At 60.0% G+C, this 16714-nt stretch carries 23 protein-coding genes; 12 read left to right on the plus strand and 11 right to left on the minus strand.

Annotated features, from left to right (window positions below; genetic code table 11):
• Positions 1 to 18: 18 nt before the first annotated feature.
• From ADJ74_RS02605 to ADJ74_RS02640, 8 genes are all read right to left on the minus strand, one after another.
• Complete coding sequence (locus ADJ74_RS02605; protein ID WP_009753836.1) at positions 19 to 465, minus strand: rod-binding protein; 447 nt, start codon at positions 463 to 465, stop codon at positions 19 to 21.
• 14 nt (positions 466 to 479) lie between these two features.
• On the minus strand, positions 480 to 1592 hold the full coding sequence (locus ADJ74_RS02610) for a flagellar basal body P-ring protein FlgI (RefSeq protein ID WP_009753835.1): 1113 nt from the start codon (positions 1590 to 1592) through the stop codon (positions 480 to 482).
• A gap of 15 nt (positions 1593 to 1607) precedes the next feature.
• Positions 1608 to 2207, minus strand: coding sequence for a flagellar basal body L-ring protein FlgH (locus ADJ74_RS02615; RefSeq protein ID WP_050341651.1), 600 nt, complete (start codon positions 2205 to 2207; stop codon positions 1608 to 1610).
• A gap of 39 nt (positions 2208 to 2246) precedes the next feature.
• Positions 2247 to 2951 (minus strand): flagellar basal body P-ring formation chaperone FlgA, encoded by a 705-nt coding sequence (gene flgA, locus ADJ74_RS02620; RefSeq protein ID WP_253271710.1) that lies wholly within the window; start codon positions 2949 to 2951, stop codon positions 2247 to 2249.
• Between the two features lie 56 nt (positions 2952 to 3007).
• A complete protein-coding gene (gene flgG / locus ADJ74_RS02625) occupies positions 3008 to 3802 on the minus strand; it encodes a flagellar basal-body rod protein FlgG (RefSeq protein WP_009753832.1) in 795 nt (264 codons plus the stop codon).
• 82 nt (positions 3803 to 3884) lie between these two features.
• On the minus strand, positions 3885 to 4685 hold the full coding sequence (gene flgF / locus ADJ74_RS02630) for a flagellar basal-body rod protein FlgF (RefSeq protein ID WP_050341655.1): 801 nt from the start codon (positions 4683 to 4685) through the stop codon (positions 3885 to 3887).
• Positions 4686 to 4763: 78 nt separating this feature from the next.
• A complete protein-coding gene (locus tag ADJ74_RS02635) occupies positions 4764 to 5792 on the minus strand; it encodes a rod shape-determining protein (RefSeq protein ID WP_050341657.1) in 1029 nt (342 codons plus the stop codon).
• An 18-nt stretch (positions 5793 to 5810) separates the two neighbouring features.
• Complete coding sequence (locus ADJ74_RS02640) at positions 5811 to 6284, minus strand: hypothetical protein (RefSeq protein ID WP_050341659.1); 474 nt, start codon at positions 6282 to 6284, stop codon at positions 5811 to 5813.
• A gap of 166 nt (positions 6285 to 6450) precedes the next feature.
• Here ADJ74_RS02640 and ADJ74_RS02645 point away from each other — a divergent pair, with 166 nt between their 5' ends.
• The 8 genes from ADJ74_RS02645 to ADJ74_RS02680 all read left to right on the plus strand — a co-directional run bounded on the left by ADJ74_RS02645 (position 6451) and on the right by ADJ74_RS02680 (position 10887).
• Positions 6451 to 7014, plus strand: a complete 564-nt coding sequence (locus ADJ74_RS02645; protein WP_050341661.1) for a GNAT family N-acetyltransferase — start codon at positions 6451 to 6453, stop codon at positions 7012 to 7014.
• Entirely contained in the window at positions 7001 to 7423 is a 423-nt protein-coding gene (locus tag ADJ74_RS02650; RefSeq protein ID WP_050341663.1) for a cytidine deaminase, read from the plus strand. The genes ADJ74_RS02645 and ADJ74_RS02650 overlap by 14 nt, the downstream gene beginning before the upstream one ends.
• Positions 7404 to 7772 (plus strand): response regulator transcription factor, encoded by a 369-nt coding sequence (locus ADJ74_RS02655; RefSeq protein ID WP_009753826.1) that lies wholly within the window; start codon positions 7404 to 7406, stop codon positions 7770 to 7772. Before ADJ74_RS02650 ends, ADJ74_RS02655 begins: the two co-directional genes overlap by 20 nt.
• The gene (locus ADJ74_RS02660; protein WP_009753825.1) at positions 7769 to 8212 is read left to right on the plus strand and encodes a hypothetical protein; all 444 of its coding nucleotides are present in this window, start codon (positions 7769 to 7771) and stop codon (positions 8210 to 8212) included. Before ADJ74_RS02655 ends, ADJ74_RS02660 begins: the two co-directional genes overlap by 4 nt.
• Positions 8213 to 8246: 34 nt before the next feature.
• Positions 8247 to 9344 carry a mechanosensitive ion channel family protein gene (locus tag ADJ74_RS02665; RefSeq protein ID WP_050341665.1) on the plus strand — a complete coding sequence of 366 codons (1098 nt, stop codon included), beginning with the start codon at positions 8247 to 8249 and terminating at the stop codon, positions 9342 to 9344.
• Positions 9345 to 9678: 334 nt separating this feature from the next.
• Positions 9679 to 9963, plus strand: a complete 285-nt coding sequence (nrdD, locus tag ADJ74_RS02670) for an anaerobic ribonucleoside-triphosphate reductase (RefSeq protein WP_006690262.1) — start codon at positions 9679 to 9681, stop codon at positions 9961 to 9963.
• Positions 9935 to 10462, plus strand: a complete 528-nt coding sequence (gene nrdG, locus ADJ74_RS02675) for an anaerobic ribonucleoside-triphosphate reductase activating protein (protein WP_009753822.1) — start codon at positions 9935 to 9937, stop codon at positions 10460 to 10462. Before nrdD ends, nrdG begins: the two co-directional genes overlap by 29 nt.
• 131 nt (positions 10463 to 10593) lie before the next feature.
• Entirely contained in the window at positions 10594 to 10887 is a 294-nt protein-coding gene (locus ADJ74_RS02680) for a hypothetical protein (RefSeq protein WP_050341667.1), read from the plus strand.
• Positions 10888 to 10954: 67 nt separating this feature from the next.
• Here the strand turns inward: ADJ74_RS02680 and ADJ74_RS02685 are convergent, their stop codons facing one another.
• Positions 10955 to 11386, minus strand: a complete 432-nt coding sequence (locus ADJ74_RS02685) for an EamA family transporter (RefSeq protein ID WP_050341669.1) — start codon at positions 11384 to 11386, stop codon at positions 10955 to 10957.
• Positions 11387 to 11612: 226 nt separating this feature from the next.
• On the opposite strand from ADJ74_RS02685, the gene ADJ74_RS02690 reads away from it, so the two are divergent.
• From ADJ74_RS02690 to ADJ74_RS02705, 4 genes are read left to right on the plus strand one after another with little or no spacing between them, the layout of a single operon-like run.
• Positions 11613 to 12110: an N-acetyltransferase gene (locus ADJ74_RS02690; RefSeq protein ID WP_253271711.1), complete on the plus strand. Its 498-nt coding sequence runs from the start codon at positions 11613 to 11615 to the stop codon at positions 12108 to 12110.
• On the plus strand, positions 12107 to 12733 hold the full coding sequence (locus ADJ74_RS02695; RefSeq protein ID WP_050341673.1) for an MBL fold metallo-hydrolase: 627 nt from the start codon (positions 12107 to 12109) through the stop codon (positions 12731 to 12733). The genes ADJ74_RS02690 and ADJ74_RS02695 overlap by 4 nt, the downstream gene beginning before the upstream one ends.
• Positions 12730 to 13773 carry a DNA polymerase III subunit delta gene (gene holA / locus ADJ74_RS02700; protein WP_050341675.1) on the plus strand — a complete coding sequence of 348 codons (1044 nt, stop codon included), beginning with the start codon at positions 12730 to 12732 and terminating at the stop codon, positions 13771 to 13773. The genes ADJ74_RS02695 and holA overlap by 4 nt, the downstream gene beginning before the upstream one ends.
• Before the next feature lie 32 nt (positions 13774 to 13805).
• Positions 13806 to 14360 (plus strand): biotin transporter BioY, encoded by a 555-nt coding sequence (locus ADJ74_RS02705; RefSeq protein WP_050341676.1) that lies wholly within the window; start codon positions 13806 to 13808, stop codon positions 14358 to 14360.
• A gap of 70 nt (positions 14361 to 14430) precedes the next feature.
• Here the strand turns inward: ADJ74_RS02705 and sstT are convergent, their stop codons facing one another.
• Both sstT and rfbD read right to left on the minus strand, forming a co-directional pair.
• Positions 14431 to 15684: a serine/threonine transporter SstT gene (gene sstT, locus ADJ74_RS02710; protein ID WP_050341678.1), complete on the minus strand. Its 1254-nt coding sequence runs from the start codon at positions 15682 to 15684 to the stop codon at positions 14431 to 14433.
• Between the two features lie 111 nt (positions 15685 to 15795).
• Complete coding sequence (gene rfbD / locus ADJ74_RS02715; protein WP_050344176.1) at positions 15796 to 16683, minus strand: dTDP-4-dehydrorhamnose reductase; 888 nt, start codon at positions 16681 to 16683, stop codon at positions 15796 to 15798.
• Positions 16684 to 16714 lie beyond the last annotated feature (31 nt).

Here is a 16714-nt window from a genome sequence, read left to right on the forward strand (position 1 = left end):
CCCTTTTTTTTTACTCTTTCATCTCTTGCGGATGGTCGGCGACAGCTGTTTCATCATCATGTCTGCAAGACCGATGCCGCCACTCTTTGCGGCCTGATTCATCAGCTCCGTGTCGCGCATATCCTCGAAAATCTTGATCGCGTTTGACTTCTTCCCAAAGAGATCGCTCTCGGGTACAGTCGCGCGCATCTGCTTATACATCATACTGAGGAACATTGCCTCGAACCCTTCGCACGCCTCGCGCAGCTTCTTCTGCTGCAGCTCGTCCGCCGTCATGGGATTCTTTGGCACGTAGCCCGTCTGCGCGGTCTCGCTCGTGCGGCTCTGCACAGCATCTGCCTTGCGCTGCAGCTCATCGAGCGTCGCCTTGAACGACTTTCCCTCGGCACTCATGCGCGCCGCATCATAGGAGGTCTGTGCCGCGTTGCCGAGCAGTGAACCATCTCCGATTGGCTGTATGGTCATATCACTGTCTCCCTTTATACAATATCCAGCTCGGCGTGCAGTGCGCCTGCCGCCTTCATCGCCTGTAAAATCGAAATTGTGTCGCGCGGTGTCGCACCGACCGTGTTGAGTGCGCCGACGATGTCGCTGACGTTTGTCGTCGCCGGCAGAACAATCGTATTCCCCTTTGTCTCCGACGCCTGAATGTCAGGACTGTCTGTCACGACGGTATTGCCGTAGCTGAACGGTCCCGGCTGCGAGACATCGGGGTTTCCCTGGATGCGGATGGTCAGCCCACCCTGCGTGATCGCACACGCATCAACGGAGACATCGCCTCCCATGATGATCGTTCCCGTACGCTCGTTGACCACAACGCGCGCAATGTTGTCGGGACGTACCGGCAGATCCTCGATCGAGGCAACAAAGCCGACCACGTTGCCGCGATAGTACGAGGGCACGGCAACATCCACACGTCCCGGGTTCGTCGCCTGGGCAATGTTCCCGTACTGCGCATTGATGGCACCTGCGACGCGTGCCGCCGTCGTGAAGTCCGACTTTGCGATGGAGAGCGCGATATGCCCATCCGTGCCGATGTCATCCTCCACCGTGCGCTCGACGATGCCCGCATTCACGGCGATACCGACTGTCGGGAATGCCTTCGTCGTGCTGCTGCCGCCGCTCGATGCGGAGAAGCCACCCGTAGAGACTGCGCCCTGTGCCACGACGTAGACCTCGCCATTGCCCGCACGCAGCGGTGTCTGGAGGAGCGTTCCGCCGCGCAGGCTCTTCGCGTCACCGATGGAGGAGACCGTCACATCGAGGCTGTCGCCCTCGCGTACGAACGGCGGAAGCGTCGCCGTCACCATGACGGCAGCCACGTTCTTCAGCTTGATGGACGACGCATTGACATTGATGCCGTAGCTGACAAGCATATTGGCGATGGACTGCACCGTCTCACCTGAGCTCGAGCCGTCGCCCGTCCCCTCAAGTCCGACGACAAGACCATAGCCCATGAGCTGGTTGCTGCGCACGCCCTGCACTTTCGTGATGTCCTTGATGCGCGTCACGGCGGAATCCGCCGCGGCAACGCCCGGCAGAGCCCCGATGAGGAGCGCAAGGAGGAGCAGAAGGACGGATATTTTCTTCATAAAGAGCGCCTCCCGTCAGAAGAGAATATTGAAGATCTGCGTGAGGATGCCCTGCCGCTGCTTCGCGTTGAGCGGTCCCTTGCCGTCAAAGCGCACGGTAGCATCCGCGACACGCGTCGAGAGCACCGTATTCGATGCGGAGATGTCCTCGGGGCGGCAGATGCCGCGGAACGTGATCTTGTGCTCGTTGCGGTTCTGCCATATCGACTGCGTTCCCTCGAGGACGAAGTTGCCCGCCGGCGTGATCTCTGAGATCGTGACGGTGACATTGCCCGCGACACGATTCGTCGCCGAGGCGGATCCCTTTGCGGTGAACTTATCCGAGCCGCTCGCCGATGCCACCTGGAGGAAATCAAAGATGCCGATACCGCCGCCGAGCTTCACCGAGCCGCTCTTCTCGTTCGAGCTGTTGCGCGTCGCCGAGGTCGTCGTCGACTCGCTGATGACGATGGTCACAATGTCGCCGACGTTCGATGCCCGGTGGTCGGTAAACACGGACTTCGTCGTATAGCCATTGGCGTTTTTCCACAGGGATTCCGCCGCTGCGGTCGGTGCAAAACTTGCCGCCGCAAGCGTGGCGGCGAGCACGCCCGCTAGCCATTTTTCTTTACGCATGATGAACTCCTTATGGAACTCTCTCTATCCTGCTGCAGATCATGCAATAATCTGAACCGTCTTCTCGTCGACTACACGCCCGCGCATGATCTTCCCCGATCGTGCATTGCGCACGCGGATCACATAGCCGATGCGTCCCGCCTCCAGTGCTACGCCCTCTGCGCGGATCGTGATGCCGCCATTCTCCGCGACGAGCGTCACAGGACTGCCCGCAGTCAAGACGCGCGGCATCGCGAGGAGGGTTGGCGTGATGACCGTGCCCTTGCGGATGTAGCGTCCCGCGACGCGTCCCGCGAGACGGTCAAAGTCCGTGACCGTCGTCTCAGGCAGGGTATCCACCGCGCTCTCCTCGACGTGCGCATTGGCAGGCGTGATCGCCTCGTCCATGCGAATGTCCGTCATCGCGACGAGCACATGGTCATAGACCGTGACCTGATAGTAGCACGCGGCGCGCCGCTGCAGTACACCGTCCACATAGACGGTAATGGCGGCGGGGAACTCCCGCCCGTAGGGAACGCCGCGCGGGAAGGCGACAACGGCTGTCACCTCGCCTGCCGGCAGACGCATCGTCCCCGCCCGGTGCTGGAGATGCACCTCGTGGCGGCGCGTCTCACCGACCGCGGCGAGCTGCTCCTCGATCTTCTGCTGCGCGAGCTCCGCAAGCTGTGCGGCGGAAAGGACGTTCGGGAAGCGGACGGCCTGCCCGTCCCCGTAGGAGGCAGCAAACCCCGTACCCGTCCACAAAAAAGCGAATAAGCCACTCCATAGGAATAGAATGGCTGTAAAAATTCTGTGCCGAATCAACGCTTCAGCTGGTTCGCGATCTCCAACATCGAGTCGGAGGTCGTGATCGCCTTGGAGTTGGACTCGTACGCACGCTGGGAGACGATCATGTTGACCATTTCCTCCACGATCTGCACGTTGCTCATCTCGAGTGTGCCCTGCGTCAGCGTCCCTGCACCGTCCTCGCCCGGGTTCGACTCAATCGCCTCGCCCGATGCATCGGAGACGACGAAGAGATTCTTGCCGACGGACGTCAGCCCTGCGGGGTTGACAAAGCGGGCAAGCGTGATCTGTCCCGCCTCCTGCTGCTGGTTCTGCCCTGCCTCACGGTAGGAGACACGGCCATCGCCGGAGATCGTGATGGAGTCCAGCGGTGCATTCTGCCCGATCGTAATGCCGTCGGCGAGCAGGTATCCGTCCGTCGTGACCATGCGGCGGTCGCTGTCGAGCTTCCATGTGCCGTCACGCGTGTATGCGGTCGTCCCGTCGGGCATCGTGACGCGGAAGAATCCCTCGCCTTGGATGCCGATGTCGGTCGGGTTATCCGTCGTCTGAAGTGCGCCCTGTGTAAAGACGCGCTGGGTCGCCGCCAGACGTGTTCCAAGACCGATCTGCAGTGCCGTCGGGTACTGCGAATCCGCGCCGTTTCGTGCGCCCGCCTCACGGAGCGTCTGGTAGACAAGATCCTGGAACTCGGCACGTACCTTCTTGCCGCCGTAGGTGTTGACGTTGGCAATATTGTGCGCGACGACATCCATCTGGGACTGCTGCGCCTTCATGCCGGACGCCGCAGACCAAAGTGCTCGCATCATAGTCGATGTCCCCCTCCAAGAATTTTGGATGACAGTTTACTCACTTTTATATCGGAAGTTTTGATGAATCTCTTAAGTGTTTTTAACTCGTACGTCCGACATCGTTGACTGCCTTGTCGAGCAGGGCATCCTGCGTCTGCACAGCCTTTGAGCCTGCCTCATAAACGCGGTAGTTGTTGATGAGCTCGACCATCTCCGTGACGACGCTCGTGTTCGACATCTCGAGCATCCCCTGCTCAATGACGCCCGTCGCCTGCTGCGGCTGTGCCCCGGGCTGAGGTTTATAGAGGTTGTCGCCCTCCTTGATGACCGCCTTTTCCTCATCGAACTGGACGAAGCCGAGCTGCGCGATCTGTCTGCCGTTCGCATAGATGCGCCCGTCGCTCGACACCGTCACGTTTCGCGCATCGGCGGGAATCGTGATCGGCTGTCCCTGCGGCGAGAGCACGGCCTGTCCGCGCACATTCTGAAGCTGCCCCGTAGAAGAGCGGTAGAAGCTGCCGTCGCGCGTGTAGCGCTGTCCCTGCGGCGTATCAATGATGAAATACCCCTGCCCCGAGATGCCGAAGTCGTAGGTGTTCCCCGTCGTCTGGAGTGCCCCCTGAATGTGATCGGTCGCGATCTCATCCACGGCGGAGCCGAGGCCAAGCGTGCCGACGATCGGCGCACCCGAGCGGATGCGGAACCCCTTAAAGCTCGTCACATCCGTGTCTGCCGCGTGGTCATTGATGCGGCGCAGCAGCATCGGCTCGAACTCACGCACCGCCATATCGTCGCGCTTGTAGCCTGTCGTCGCGGCGTTGGCGAGGTTATTCGCGATCATATCCGTGTGCTTCGTCTCTGTAATCATGCCGGAGGCGGCGATATAGAGTCCTCTCCACATAGCGTTTCCCTCTTTTCCCGAACGAAATATACTCTCCTATGTTAATTTCGCTGTAAATTTCGTTTTCCCTCTATTTATTTATTTCTTACGTCCAAACGATGTGTTCGTCGCCTTGCCGTCGAATTTATCGAAAATATCGAGAGCCTTGCCGCAGCCGAGGACAACGCAGGACATGGGGTCATCGGCGACAATCGTCGGCGTCCCCGTCTCGCGCAGTATGAGCTCTGCCATGCCATAGAGCAGAGCGCCGCCGCCCGTCAGAACGATGCCGCGATCCATGATGTCGGCAGCGAGCTCCGGCGGTGTCTCCTCGAGCACCTTTTTCACGCAGTCCACAATGCGCATGACCGAGGTCTCGATGGCGGACGACGCCTGCGCCGTGGAGATGGTAATGTTCTTCGGCAGCCCCGAGAGGAGGTCGCGGCCGCGGATCTCCATCTGCTCGCGCCGCGCCGCCGTATATGCCGCGCCGACGCGGATCTTGATCTCCTCCGCCGTGCGCTCGCCGATGAGCAGGTTGAACTCGCGCTTGACATAGTCGATGATGTCCTCATCGAAGGTATCGCCCGCGACGCGGATACTCGCGCTCGTCACAACACCGCCGAGACTGATGACGGCGATGTCCGAGGTGCCGCCGCCGATGTCGACGACCATCGAGCCCTGTGCCTCCACGATGTCAAGGCCCGCGCCCATCGCTGCTGCGAGCGGCTCCTCGATGAGCTGGATGTGGCGCGCGCCCGCCTGCTCAGCGGCTTCCTGTACGGCACGCTGCTCCACCATCGTCACCCCCGAGGGGATGCAGATCATGATGCGCGGACGAAAGACTATGCTGCGTCCAACCACCTTGTCGATGAAGAAGCGCAGCATGCTCTCCGTGATGTCATAGTCCGCAATCACGCCGTCGCGCAGCGGGCGGATGGCGATGATATTGCCGGGCGTACGCCCGATCATCTGCCGTGCCTCCTCGCCGATGGCGAGCACCTGATTCGTATCACGGTTGACCGCCACGACCGACGGTTCCTTCAGGACAACCCCCTTCCGCTTCACATAGACGAGCACATTTGCCGTCCCCAGATCAATTCCTATGTCCATTGACATACCAAACATGTATGGAAATCCCCCTAATCAACGATCCTCCTTAGAATCGTCCTGCTTTTCTTCTTCCGGAACCAGCGACTGGCGGATCGCACTCAGCGATTGCTTGAGTGCATCCGTGTACGGGCCGCGCAGATCCCTGTCGTCCCATGTACTCTGCGTAACATAGGCGATGATCGTATCCAAAAAGGAGACGACCATCTCCGCGACATACGCCTGCGAGACCTCGTTGGTCTTGAGATAAACCTCCTTGCTGCGCAGTTCAAAGGCAATGCGGTCGATGTAGTGCTCGCCCTCAATGAGATAGCCGAGCGCGCGCAGCCGCAGCCCCAGTTCCCTCGCCTGCGCGGCGTCCTTCGCCGACGATGTGCGGTCATTGGCGAGCTTCTCTACCACAGCCCACGCCTCTTCGCACAATTTCCCCACGGCATCGAGCACATTGTCCCGCGCGTGTTTTTTGCGCCACAGCACATCGCGTACCGACAGTTTTTTCTGCTCCTCCATGGTTGCCCTCCGCTTCTATTTACATTCCCTAAGCTGTAATCTTCATTATATGTTTTTCATTCCGTATCGTCAACATCATTCCCTGCTCATGAGGAAAGATTTGCATTTCCCCCTCCCTTCCATGTAAAATAGAGGAACATTATTGTCACGAGTGGGAGGATATACTATGGCTGAACTACTAAGAGAGGGGCCGCGCCTCATCCTGCGCCGCGCCGCCGAGGAGGACATCGACTATATATGTGCCCTGCAGGAGGACGCGGACAACAGGAACTACATCGTTCCGTTCACGCGCGAAGAGCACACGATCATTATCACGCAGGCAAAAGCCGCCCTCGACATCATTGTCGAAGAGCGCGGCAGCGGGGAGCGCGTTGGCTATCTGCACGTCGGCGGGCTACTGCTCCCGTCCAAGGAACAGGAGTGGACGCACGTCGTCATCGCAAAGAAGGGGCTCGGCTACGGGCACGAGACGATGAAGCTCCTCAAGGCATGGGCGTTTGAGGACATGGGCGCACACCGCGCATGGCTCGACTGCAAGGACTACAACGCGCGTGCCCTCCACCTCTATGAGAGCGAGGGCATGGTGCGCGAGGCACTCATCCGCGAGACCATTCTCTATCAGAATACCTACGAAAACCTCGTCATTCTCGGCATCCTCGACCGCGAGTATGCCGCGCGCAAGCGTGCGGGGCTTGAGCTAGAGGGAGGGCAGCCGCATGACGGACGATGAACTCATCGCGCGTGCCGCTGCCGCACGCGCACGCGCCTACGCTCCGTACTCCGGCTTTGCCGTCGGTGCGGCACTCCTCACCGAGAGCGGCAACGTCTACGAGGGCGTCAACGTCGAGAACGCCTCCTACCCCGTCGGCATCTGTGCCGAGCGCGCCGCCCTCGCGGCAGCGATCAGCCACGGCGAGCGGCGTTTTGCAGCACTCGCCGTCATCGCGGACAGCCCCGACGTCTGTGCGCCCTGCGGCATGTGCCGGCAGATGCTTATGGAGTTCCCCATCCGCCGCATCCTGCTTGCAAACACGGCGGGTGCGGTGCGCGTCATGACCCCCGCCGAGCTATTGCCCTGCGCCTTTGGGGCGGCGGCACTGCCTGCAAAGGAGGAACACGATGAAATTTCTCATCGTTGACGACTCGCGCCTCGTGCGCATGAAGCTCAAAGCGGAGCTCTGTGACCGCGGCCACAGCGTCGTCGAGGCACGCGACGGAGAGGAGGCGCTCGCGCGCGTCGACGCCGACGCACCCGATGCAGTATTCCTCGACCTCATCCTGCCGAAGCTCGACGGCATCAGCGTTCTGCGGCGCCTGCACGCTGCGCGGCCGCAGCTTCCCGTCACCATCCTCTCCACCGCCGCCACGGAGGAGAACATCGCCGCCGCAGAGGAGTGCGGCGCGCTCCTCTTTATCCGAAAGCCATACGCGGACAGCGAGATCACCGCCGCCATCGGCAAGATGCGGCGGCGCCTGGAGGACGTATGACCGAGCTGCATGCAACGTATATGGAGAGCTTTCTTGCGGGGCTGTCCGCCTATGCCCACATCACGGCGACGGCGAAACAGGCAGCGGAAGATCCGCCCTACATCACCATATCCCAGCATCTCACGATGAACGGCAGTCCGCTCATCGTCGCGCTCGCCGCCTCGCTCGACACATTTTACGCGCTCGCCTCGGGATACAGCGGCATCTCCCTCAGCGGCATGGGTGACCTCGCCGTCGATGCTGCCTGCGAGCTGTTCAACGTCATCAACGGACATTTCTCCTCACAGATGCGCGCGCACGGCTCTGCCGTCTCCATCATCGACCCGCCGCGCCATGCGCTCGGCAGCGCTGTGCCCGCCGCGCCCCTGTTCAGTCTCTCCATCGCGTGTCCGTCCGGCACGATGCAGCTCATGGCATCGCGCGAAGAGTTTCTTACATAACTATTGATTGCTTCTCTCATGAAAGGAGTCCCTCTTGTTTACATCTCTGCAGTCCCTTGACGTCAAGGCACTCGTCGAGCTCCTTCTCGTCCCGACGTGCATCGTTCTCGGCGCACTCACCGTCGGCATCATCACCGACCGCCTCATCCGCCGCTACATCAACCATCACCTTGCGGTCGATGAGAGCACGTGGAAATACGTCTTTATCCGCTCCATGCACGGCGTGCCGATCTTCTTCAGCTTCATCATCGGCCTCTACTGGGCGATCGATGCCGTCGAGATCTCGCCGACCCTGACGAAAATGCTGTCCTATCTGCTCTTCACGAGCAACGTCATCACCATCACGCGTGTCCTTGCGCGTACGGTGGACGGCGTCGTCACCATGTACTTTGAGCGGTCGAACAAGGATCTCCCGAAGACCACGCTGCTCAACAACATCCTCATCGGCGTCATCTACGTCATGGGTGTCCTCGTCATCCTCCAGTACTACGGCATCTCCATCGCGCCCATCCTCACGGCCGCTGGCGTCGGCGGCATGGCGGTCGCCCTCGCCCTGCAGGAGACGCTCGCCAACATCTTCGCGGGGCTGCACCTCATCCTCTCGAAGCAGATCCGCATCGGCGACTACATCCGCCTCGGCACAGGCGAGGAGGGACGTGTCACTGACATCGCATGGCGTTTCACCACCATCGTCCCCGTCGGTGCAAGCAACACCGTCGTCATTCCGAACAAGACCATTGCAGGCGCGAACATCACGAACTTCAGCCTGCCCACGCGCAGCCTCAACATCAGCGTCCCCGTCGGTGTCGCCTATGACAGTGATCTCGCGCTGGTCGAGCGCGTCACCATCGAGACGGCAAAGGAAGTGCTCGCGCGCGTTGACAACAACCCCAACGCCGAGCCGCTCGTGCGCTATACGAAATTTAACGACTCCTCCATCGACTTCGCCGTGATCCTGCCGTCGAGCCAGTTCGACCAGCAGGGACTCATCATCCACGATTTCATCAAGGCACTCACCGATCGCTACCGTATCGAGGGCATCGACATCCCCTACCCCATCCGCACAGTCATCCAGGAACAGGAGGATGCACCCGCAGAGACACCTGCCCCGACAAAGGCACAAAATGCATGACGCGTTGTCCATGCGAAGTAGCTGCTCATAGTATCTAATGGAACATCACACATCCGTCCACTCTTATCCACAGAATGCACAGGGTTTCCCTAGGGAAACTGTGGATAACTACAACCCGTTGTCATGCCCCCTCAAGCCGCATGACAGCGGGTTTTTTTATGAAAGTCCCATGCTGTTCCTAAAAATCCTTGTGGATAACTTTGTGCACAAACAACTATATGTAGATTTTCTATTGACGTTCATACACAAGATGTTGTATAATTCTACTCGCAGCGGCACAGAGTTGCAAACGCTAACAAAGACCCGCCGCCGCGCGGGAAAAGGAGAATGAAGCATGATCGTCAACGACATCAACGTCACCGTCAACGGACTTTCGGACATCACCCCGCACGAGGTTGAGAACTACATCGCCTACATCGAGGGGCAGACCAACGAGAAGCTCGACCGTCTCTCCATTACGGGAGCGGACGACGGCCGCGTCACCCTCGGCTACGAGATGCGTCAGCCGAAGTTCGAGCGTATCCGCCGCATCACGGGCTACCTCGTTGGCACGACGGATCGCTGGAACAACGCAAAGCAGGCAGAAGAGCATGAGCGTGTCAAGCACGGACTCCACTGAGATCCGTATCGCAGGGATTGCACGCGACTCCATCGTCGACGGTGAGGGGATACGGCTAACCGTCTTTACCCAAGGCTGCCCGCGCCGCTGTCCCGGCTGTCACAACCCTGATACACAGCCGACGGACGGCGGACGGGTCACCACCGTCGGCGCGGTGCTTCAAGACCTCGACGCCAATCCTCTTCTCACAGGGCTCACCCTCAGCGGCGGTGAGCCCTTTCTGCAGCCCGCAGCACTGCTTCCTCTCGCACGCGCGGCGCACGAACGGGGTCTCGATGTCTGGAGCTACACAGGCTACACCCTTGAGGAGCTGCGTGCACAGAAAAACCCCGCCGTGGATGCCCTCCTAGACGAGCTCGACGTCCTCGTCGACGGCGACTACCGCGAGGAGGAGCGCGACCTCACCCTCCATTTTCGCGGCTCGCGCAACCAGCGCGTCATCGATCTCGCTGCAACGCGCGCGACGGGGCGGCTGACCCTGCGGTACACAGATGAATAATGGCCATACGGAATACCCCGCATAGGAACAGAACGCTTCCACGCGGGGTATTTCCTATAAAAAACATTGCAATTCCTCCAAAAATTGGTATTATGAACAGGAGAGAATGAATTTATCGGGAGGAAATAAGTATGGCAACAAAGACAACACGAGCGCAAAACCTGAAAAAGGCACAGGATTTTGCACTGAGCATCGACGCGACCACGGAGATCGGAATGCTCGAGATCTCAGCAACGCAGGCGATCCGCGTCTCGATCATCCGCTCGCGCGGGCGGCGCTATACTGCCATCACACCATTCTGGCGCAAGAAGAGCGATGATATGTGGAAACCGAAGGCTCCCGTTTGGGTGCCCGCAGAGCACACGGGCGAAATCGCAGACTATTTGGCACGCGCTACAAAAAAGATTCATGAAAAAGAGGAATAAAGTCGCCCCACATGCAAAAGATCGGCATGTGGGGTTCTTTTTTGTGTACAAATACAGATGATATTTCTCAGGGAAATATCGCCAAGATGAGTCCGCCCGCTGCAATCATCGCAATCGCGATTCCATGCGCGAGGCTGATCTTTTCGCCAAAGATTATGGCGGCAAGCACAACGGCAAAGACGACACTGAGTTTGTCGATCGGCGCGACCTGTGAGACGGCTCCCTCCTTGAGTGCCATGAAGTAAAAGAGCCACGAGAGCGCGCCCGCGATGCCGCTGAGAAAGACAAAGGCGAGTGCCTTCGTGTCGGCGAAGACCTGTGACAGATTTCCCGCATGTCCCTCGGCGACAACCACCCCCATGAGGAACAGAGCCATGATGACGGCGCGCACTGCCGTCGCGGCACTGCTGTCAAGCCCTGTAAGTCCTGCCTTGCCGAAGATCGAAACGAACGCCGCGCACAGTGCCGAAAGCAGCGCATAGATGAGCCATAAACGCATGGATTTCCCCTCCCTACGAGGAATTGAATGGATCGCTGATAAAATGAGGTATGCCGTCTTGACGCGTCTTTTTGCCCTCACTTCGGCGGAAAATCTACGCCAATCCGACGGATTTCATTTTATCAGCACTTCCTTTCCCTCGACAGTATAGCACACATCGACAAACATGACTTTCAAAATCCCTCCCAATCGTGTAGAATAAGAAAGAACTATGGGGGGGATTTTCATGATACGACAGGCAGCAGCGCAGGACATCCCAGAGATGCTGCGCATCTACGACGCGGCACGCGCAGCGATGCGCGCGGTGGGCAACCCTACGCAGTGGAGCGGCGGCTATCCCGCAGAGGAACTTCTCCGTACGGACATCGCGCGCGGCGTGAGCTATGTCCTGCAAGATGCAGGCGCCACGCCTCATGCCGTCTTTGCCCTCATCGCGGGCGACGATCCGACCTACACGCACATCGAGAATGGCGCATGGCGCGACGATACGCCGTACGCCACCCTCCACCGCGTGGGCAGCGACGGCTCGCACCGCGGCACATTCCGCGCCGTATTGGACTTTGCACGCACACAGTACAGCCATCTGCGTGCCGATACACACGAGGACAATCACCCCATGCAGCATCTATTGTGCGCGGCTGGATTCGTCTTCTGCGGCACGATCTATGTCGCGGATGGCACACCGCGTCGCGCCTATGAATGGATAAAGGAGTCTCACCCATGATCGAATGCGTCACCGTCGGCGATATGATCCCGACCAATTCCTATTTCTACATCGACGACGCGTCAAAGCACGGCTTTCTCATCGACGCGGGCGCGGAGGGCGGCCGCCTCGCTGCATACGCCGCAGAGCGCGGCTGGACGATCGAGCGGCTGCTCCTCACACACTGCCATTTCGACCACATCGGCGGCGTGGACGACTTCCGCGCGCGCATCCCCTGCTCCGTTTGCGCTGCCGAGGAGAGCCAGCGCTACTGCAGCGACCCGAACTGGAATCTCTCCACATGGGGCGGTGCGCCCGTGACGCTCGCCGATGTGGAGACGTTCGCCAACGGCGCGCACATCGCACTCGCAGCAAATCCTGCGCTGTCACTTGAGGTGCGCTATACGCCGGGGCATACGACGGACTCCTGCATCTTTTACAGCGCACACGACGGTATCGCGTTCGTCGGCGACACGATCTTTTTCGCGAGCGTCGGGCGCACAGACTTCCTGGGCGGCGACACGTCGGCACTCTGGGAGAGCATTCGGACGCAGGTCTTTACCCTGCCGCCCGATACAGTGCTCTACTCGGGGCACACGGAGCCGACGACGGTCGGCGATGAGCTGGCACGCTATCGCCGATGAACGCTCATGAGTTTATGGCGTCGCTCGCACAGGGCACGCCGCCGCAGATCTACCTCCTCGCCGGGGAGGAACCGTACTACATCCGCCGCGCCGAGGAAGCGATCCTGCGCCGTCTCCTGCCCGATGCCGCCGAGCGTGCAGACGCGCTCATCCGCTATGAGGAGATGCCCGCCATCGACGCGCTGGCCGAGTCACTGGAGACCGCCCCCTTTTTCACGGACAAGATCGTCGTCCTCGTCCATGACGCCGCCGTCTTTCGCGCGGGAAAAAAGGCGGCGGAGGGCGATACACCTGCGCCGAAGGACGCTGCGGCGGAGCGTCTTCTCGCCCTCCTGACGAACCTCCTGCCGACGACCTATATCGTATTTACCCTCAATGCAAAGCCCGACAAGCGGCGCAAACTCTATCAGACAGTGCAGAAGGCGGGGCGCATCCTCGAGAGCGAGGCCGTGCGCCCGTGGAACGTCGAGGGATGGCTGAACGAGCGTCTGCGCGAGATGGGGCGCTCCATGCAGCGCGAGGCGCGCACATTTTTTCTGAATGTCGTCGGCATGATGCAGACGATCTCACTGGAGTTTCTCGACCGGCAGCTGGAAAAGCTCACGCTCTACACCGACAACAAACAGTTCACGGAGGCGGATCTGCGCGCGGCGTTCTCGGAGATGCCCGAGGTCTCCGTCTTTGCGCTCATGGATGCCATCAGCGCGCGCGACGTGCGGCGCGCCATGGATCTCCTCGCTCGCTGCCGCGCAGACGGCGTGCACTTCACCGTACTGCTCGCCCTCCTGACGCGGCACGTCCGCCAGCTCTGGCAGGCGCGGCGCCTCCTCGCGAGCGGAACACCACCCAAGGGGCTCGGCAAGACCATGGGGCTGCACCCCTTCATCGCCGAAAAACTCGGCGGACACGCGCGCGGCTTTCGAGAATCCACGCTGCGGGATGCCGTCCTCGCCCTCGCCGATGCCGACTACCTGCTGAAGACGGGACAGGCGGGCGACGAACTGCTCGAGGACATCATCATCCGCTTGTGCCGCAAATAATTTCTCCATATAAGAAAGAAGGCATTATTGTTATGATATCGTACGATGATCGTTTTTTCTCCGTCCGGAATACCACGCGGATGGCGCTCTGCATCGCGCTGATCTGCGTGAGTGCCTATATCGCCATTCCCGTCCCCTTCATGGCACCGCTGACGATGCAGACCTTCGTCATGTGCCTCGCGGCACTCGTCCTGACCCCGCGCCAGACCGCCGTCGTGCTCATCGGCTACACACTGATCGGCGCGATTGGCCTGCCCGTCTTTGCGGGCGGTGTCGGCGGACTCGGCATCATCATGGGACCGCGCGGTGGCTTTTTCATCGGGTTTCTTGTCGCCTATACACTGATGAGCCTCCTCAAGGGACATAAGCCCTCCTTTCCACGCTACGCCCTCGTCGGCGCGCTCATCAGCGTCCCCATCACATATCTCTTTGCGACGCTGTGGCTGACCATTCTCTTCGGCGATAAATTCGTCGGCATTAGCGCCGCCTTTATGGCGCTCGTCCAGTTCATCCCGGGCGATCTCATCAAAGCCGTTGCTGCAGCAGCGCTCGGCGTGACACTTAATCGGCGGCTTCGCTATTTCTAAAAAGATACAGACAAAAAGAACCTGCCATAGGTCATAAAATCTATGGCAGGTTCTTGTCTTACCGGGAGGATCAGGTCTCGTCTTTCGGTACCATGTCCTCATCCTTGAGTGTGCCCGCACGCGCACGGTCGGCAAACTCTGCCGTCGCGGTAAAGAGCACGTCGGTCGAGCTGTTGAGCGCCGTCTCACAGGAATCCTGCAGAACGCCGATGATAAAGCCGACGCCGACGACCTGCATCGCAATGTCGTTGCTGATGCCGAACGAGGAGCAGGCAACGGGGATGAGGAGCAGCGATCCGCCCGCAACGCCCGATGCGCCGCACGCGCCAACGGTGGCGACAAGGCAGAGCAGGAGTGCCGTCGGCAGATCGACCGCGATGTTCAGCGTATATGCTGCTGCGAGGGAAAGGACGGCAATCGTGATCGCCGCGCCGCTCATGTTGATCGTCGCGCCGAGCGGGATGGAGATGGAGTAGACGTCCGGGTTCAGTCCGAGACGCTTGCACAGCTGCATATTGACGGGGATATTCGCCGCCGAGCTGCGCGTAAAGAACGCGTAAATGCCACTCTCGCGCAGCGTTGTGATAACAAGGGGGAACGGGTTGCGGCGAATGTGCAGCCAGACGATGATCGGGTTCATGATAAGCGCAACAGAGAAGAATGCCCCGAGGAGGACGGCGAGCAGATGCAGATAGCTGACAATCGCATCCGTGCCATTCGTGCCGACCGCGTCCGCCACGAGTCCCATGATACCGAACGGGGCAAAGCGGATGACCCAGAGGACGATCTGCGTCATGACGACGGCAAAGTCGCGCACGGTATTCTTTGTCGTTGCATTTGCCTTCTGCAGGGCGACGCCTGCAAGAATACTCCACGCGAGGATGCCGATGTAGTTCGCGTTTGCAATGGCGTGGAGTGGATTGTCAACGACGTTGAGGATCAGATTGTGAACAACCTCGACGATGCCGCTCGGCGGTGTAACCGACGCCTCTGCCACGACGAGGTGGAGAGACGAGGGAAAGGCAAACGAGAACGCTACGGCGACGATGGACGCAAGGAACGTCGCGATAACGTAGAGGCGCACGATGGGCTTGAGCGCTGATCCCGCACCGACCGTGCGCTGCGCCATGGCATTCATGACGAGCACAAAGACGAGGATCGGTGCGACGCCCTTCAGGGCACGCACGAACACGTCGCCGAACACGGCGACGAGTGGGATTGCGGCGGGCGCATAGAGCGCGATGAGGATACCGATGATAAGTCCGACCGCGATGAGCTTGATGAGTGCCGTCTCACGGTATTTGCGGCTGATACTTCTGAACAAAAAATCTCCTCCTTAGGGAATCGATGATGGGATATAAAAAACATCCGTTATTATAGCAGAATGGGCGTGTCTTGTCACGCCCCCGTCAACATCAGACCTACTGTATTCTGATTAGGCTTCTGCATTCTGCATCATGGACGGAGATCCTCCCTCCTCCTGCTGCAGCTCCTCGATGTACCGCGCCACGGCATTCTGCCACGGGGGCAGGCGGCGGAACCCCGCCGCATCGAGACTCTTCTTGCTGAGGCGCGAGTTCAGCGGGCGCACCGCCTTTGTCGGATAGCTGTGCGTGGGCACAGAGGTAACGCTCACCGCCTTCCCTGCCGCACGGAAGACCTCAGCAGCGAACTGCGCCCACGAGCAGAAGCCCTCGTTGGTCGCGTGGTAGATGCCGTACTTCTCCGATGCAATCATATCGGCGAGCAGCGGAGCGAGGTCATGTGTATAGGTCGGTGAGCCAACCTGATCGCCGACGACGGAGAGACTCTTGTGCTCCTGCGCGAGGGTCAGCATGGTCTTGACAAAATTCTTGCCGTGGATGCCGAACACCCACGAAATGCGGACGATGAAGTACTGGGAGAGATGCGCCATGACCGCCTCCTCGCCCATGAGCTTCGACGCACCGTAGACGTTGCGCGGTCCCGTCATATCATCCGTCTCATACGGCGTCGTGCCCGTCCCGGGGAAAACGTAGTCCGTACTGATGTAGAGGAGCCTGATCCCGCGCTCCGCGGCAAGACGTGCGAGGATCTCCGTCCCCGCCGCATTGATGAGACGGCAGCGAGCAGGCTCGTCCTCTGCCTTGTCCACGGCGGTGTATGCGGCTGCATGGAGGATGGCGTCCGGCTCGGTCGCCTCGATGACGGCACGCATGACATTCTCGTCCGACAGCGGAAAGAGCTCCGAGGAGACGCCGTGTACCTCGTGCCCGCGCGCACGGAACTCCTTCACGCAGTCATAGCCGAGCTGTCCCGTCGCTCCCGTGATGAGAATTTTCATCGCAATCCGTCCTTTCTTTTCCATGCGTATT

Origin of the sequence: Selenomonas sp. oral taxon 478 (genome assembly GCF_001189555.1) — a bacterium.
In the GTDB taxonomy this organism is placed as follows: domain Bacteria; phylum Bacillota; class Negativicutes; order Selenomonadales; family Selenomonadaceae; genus Centipeda; species Centipeda felix.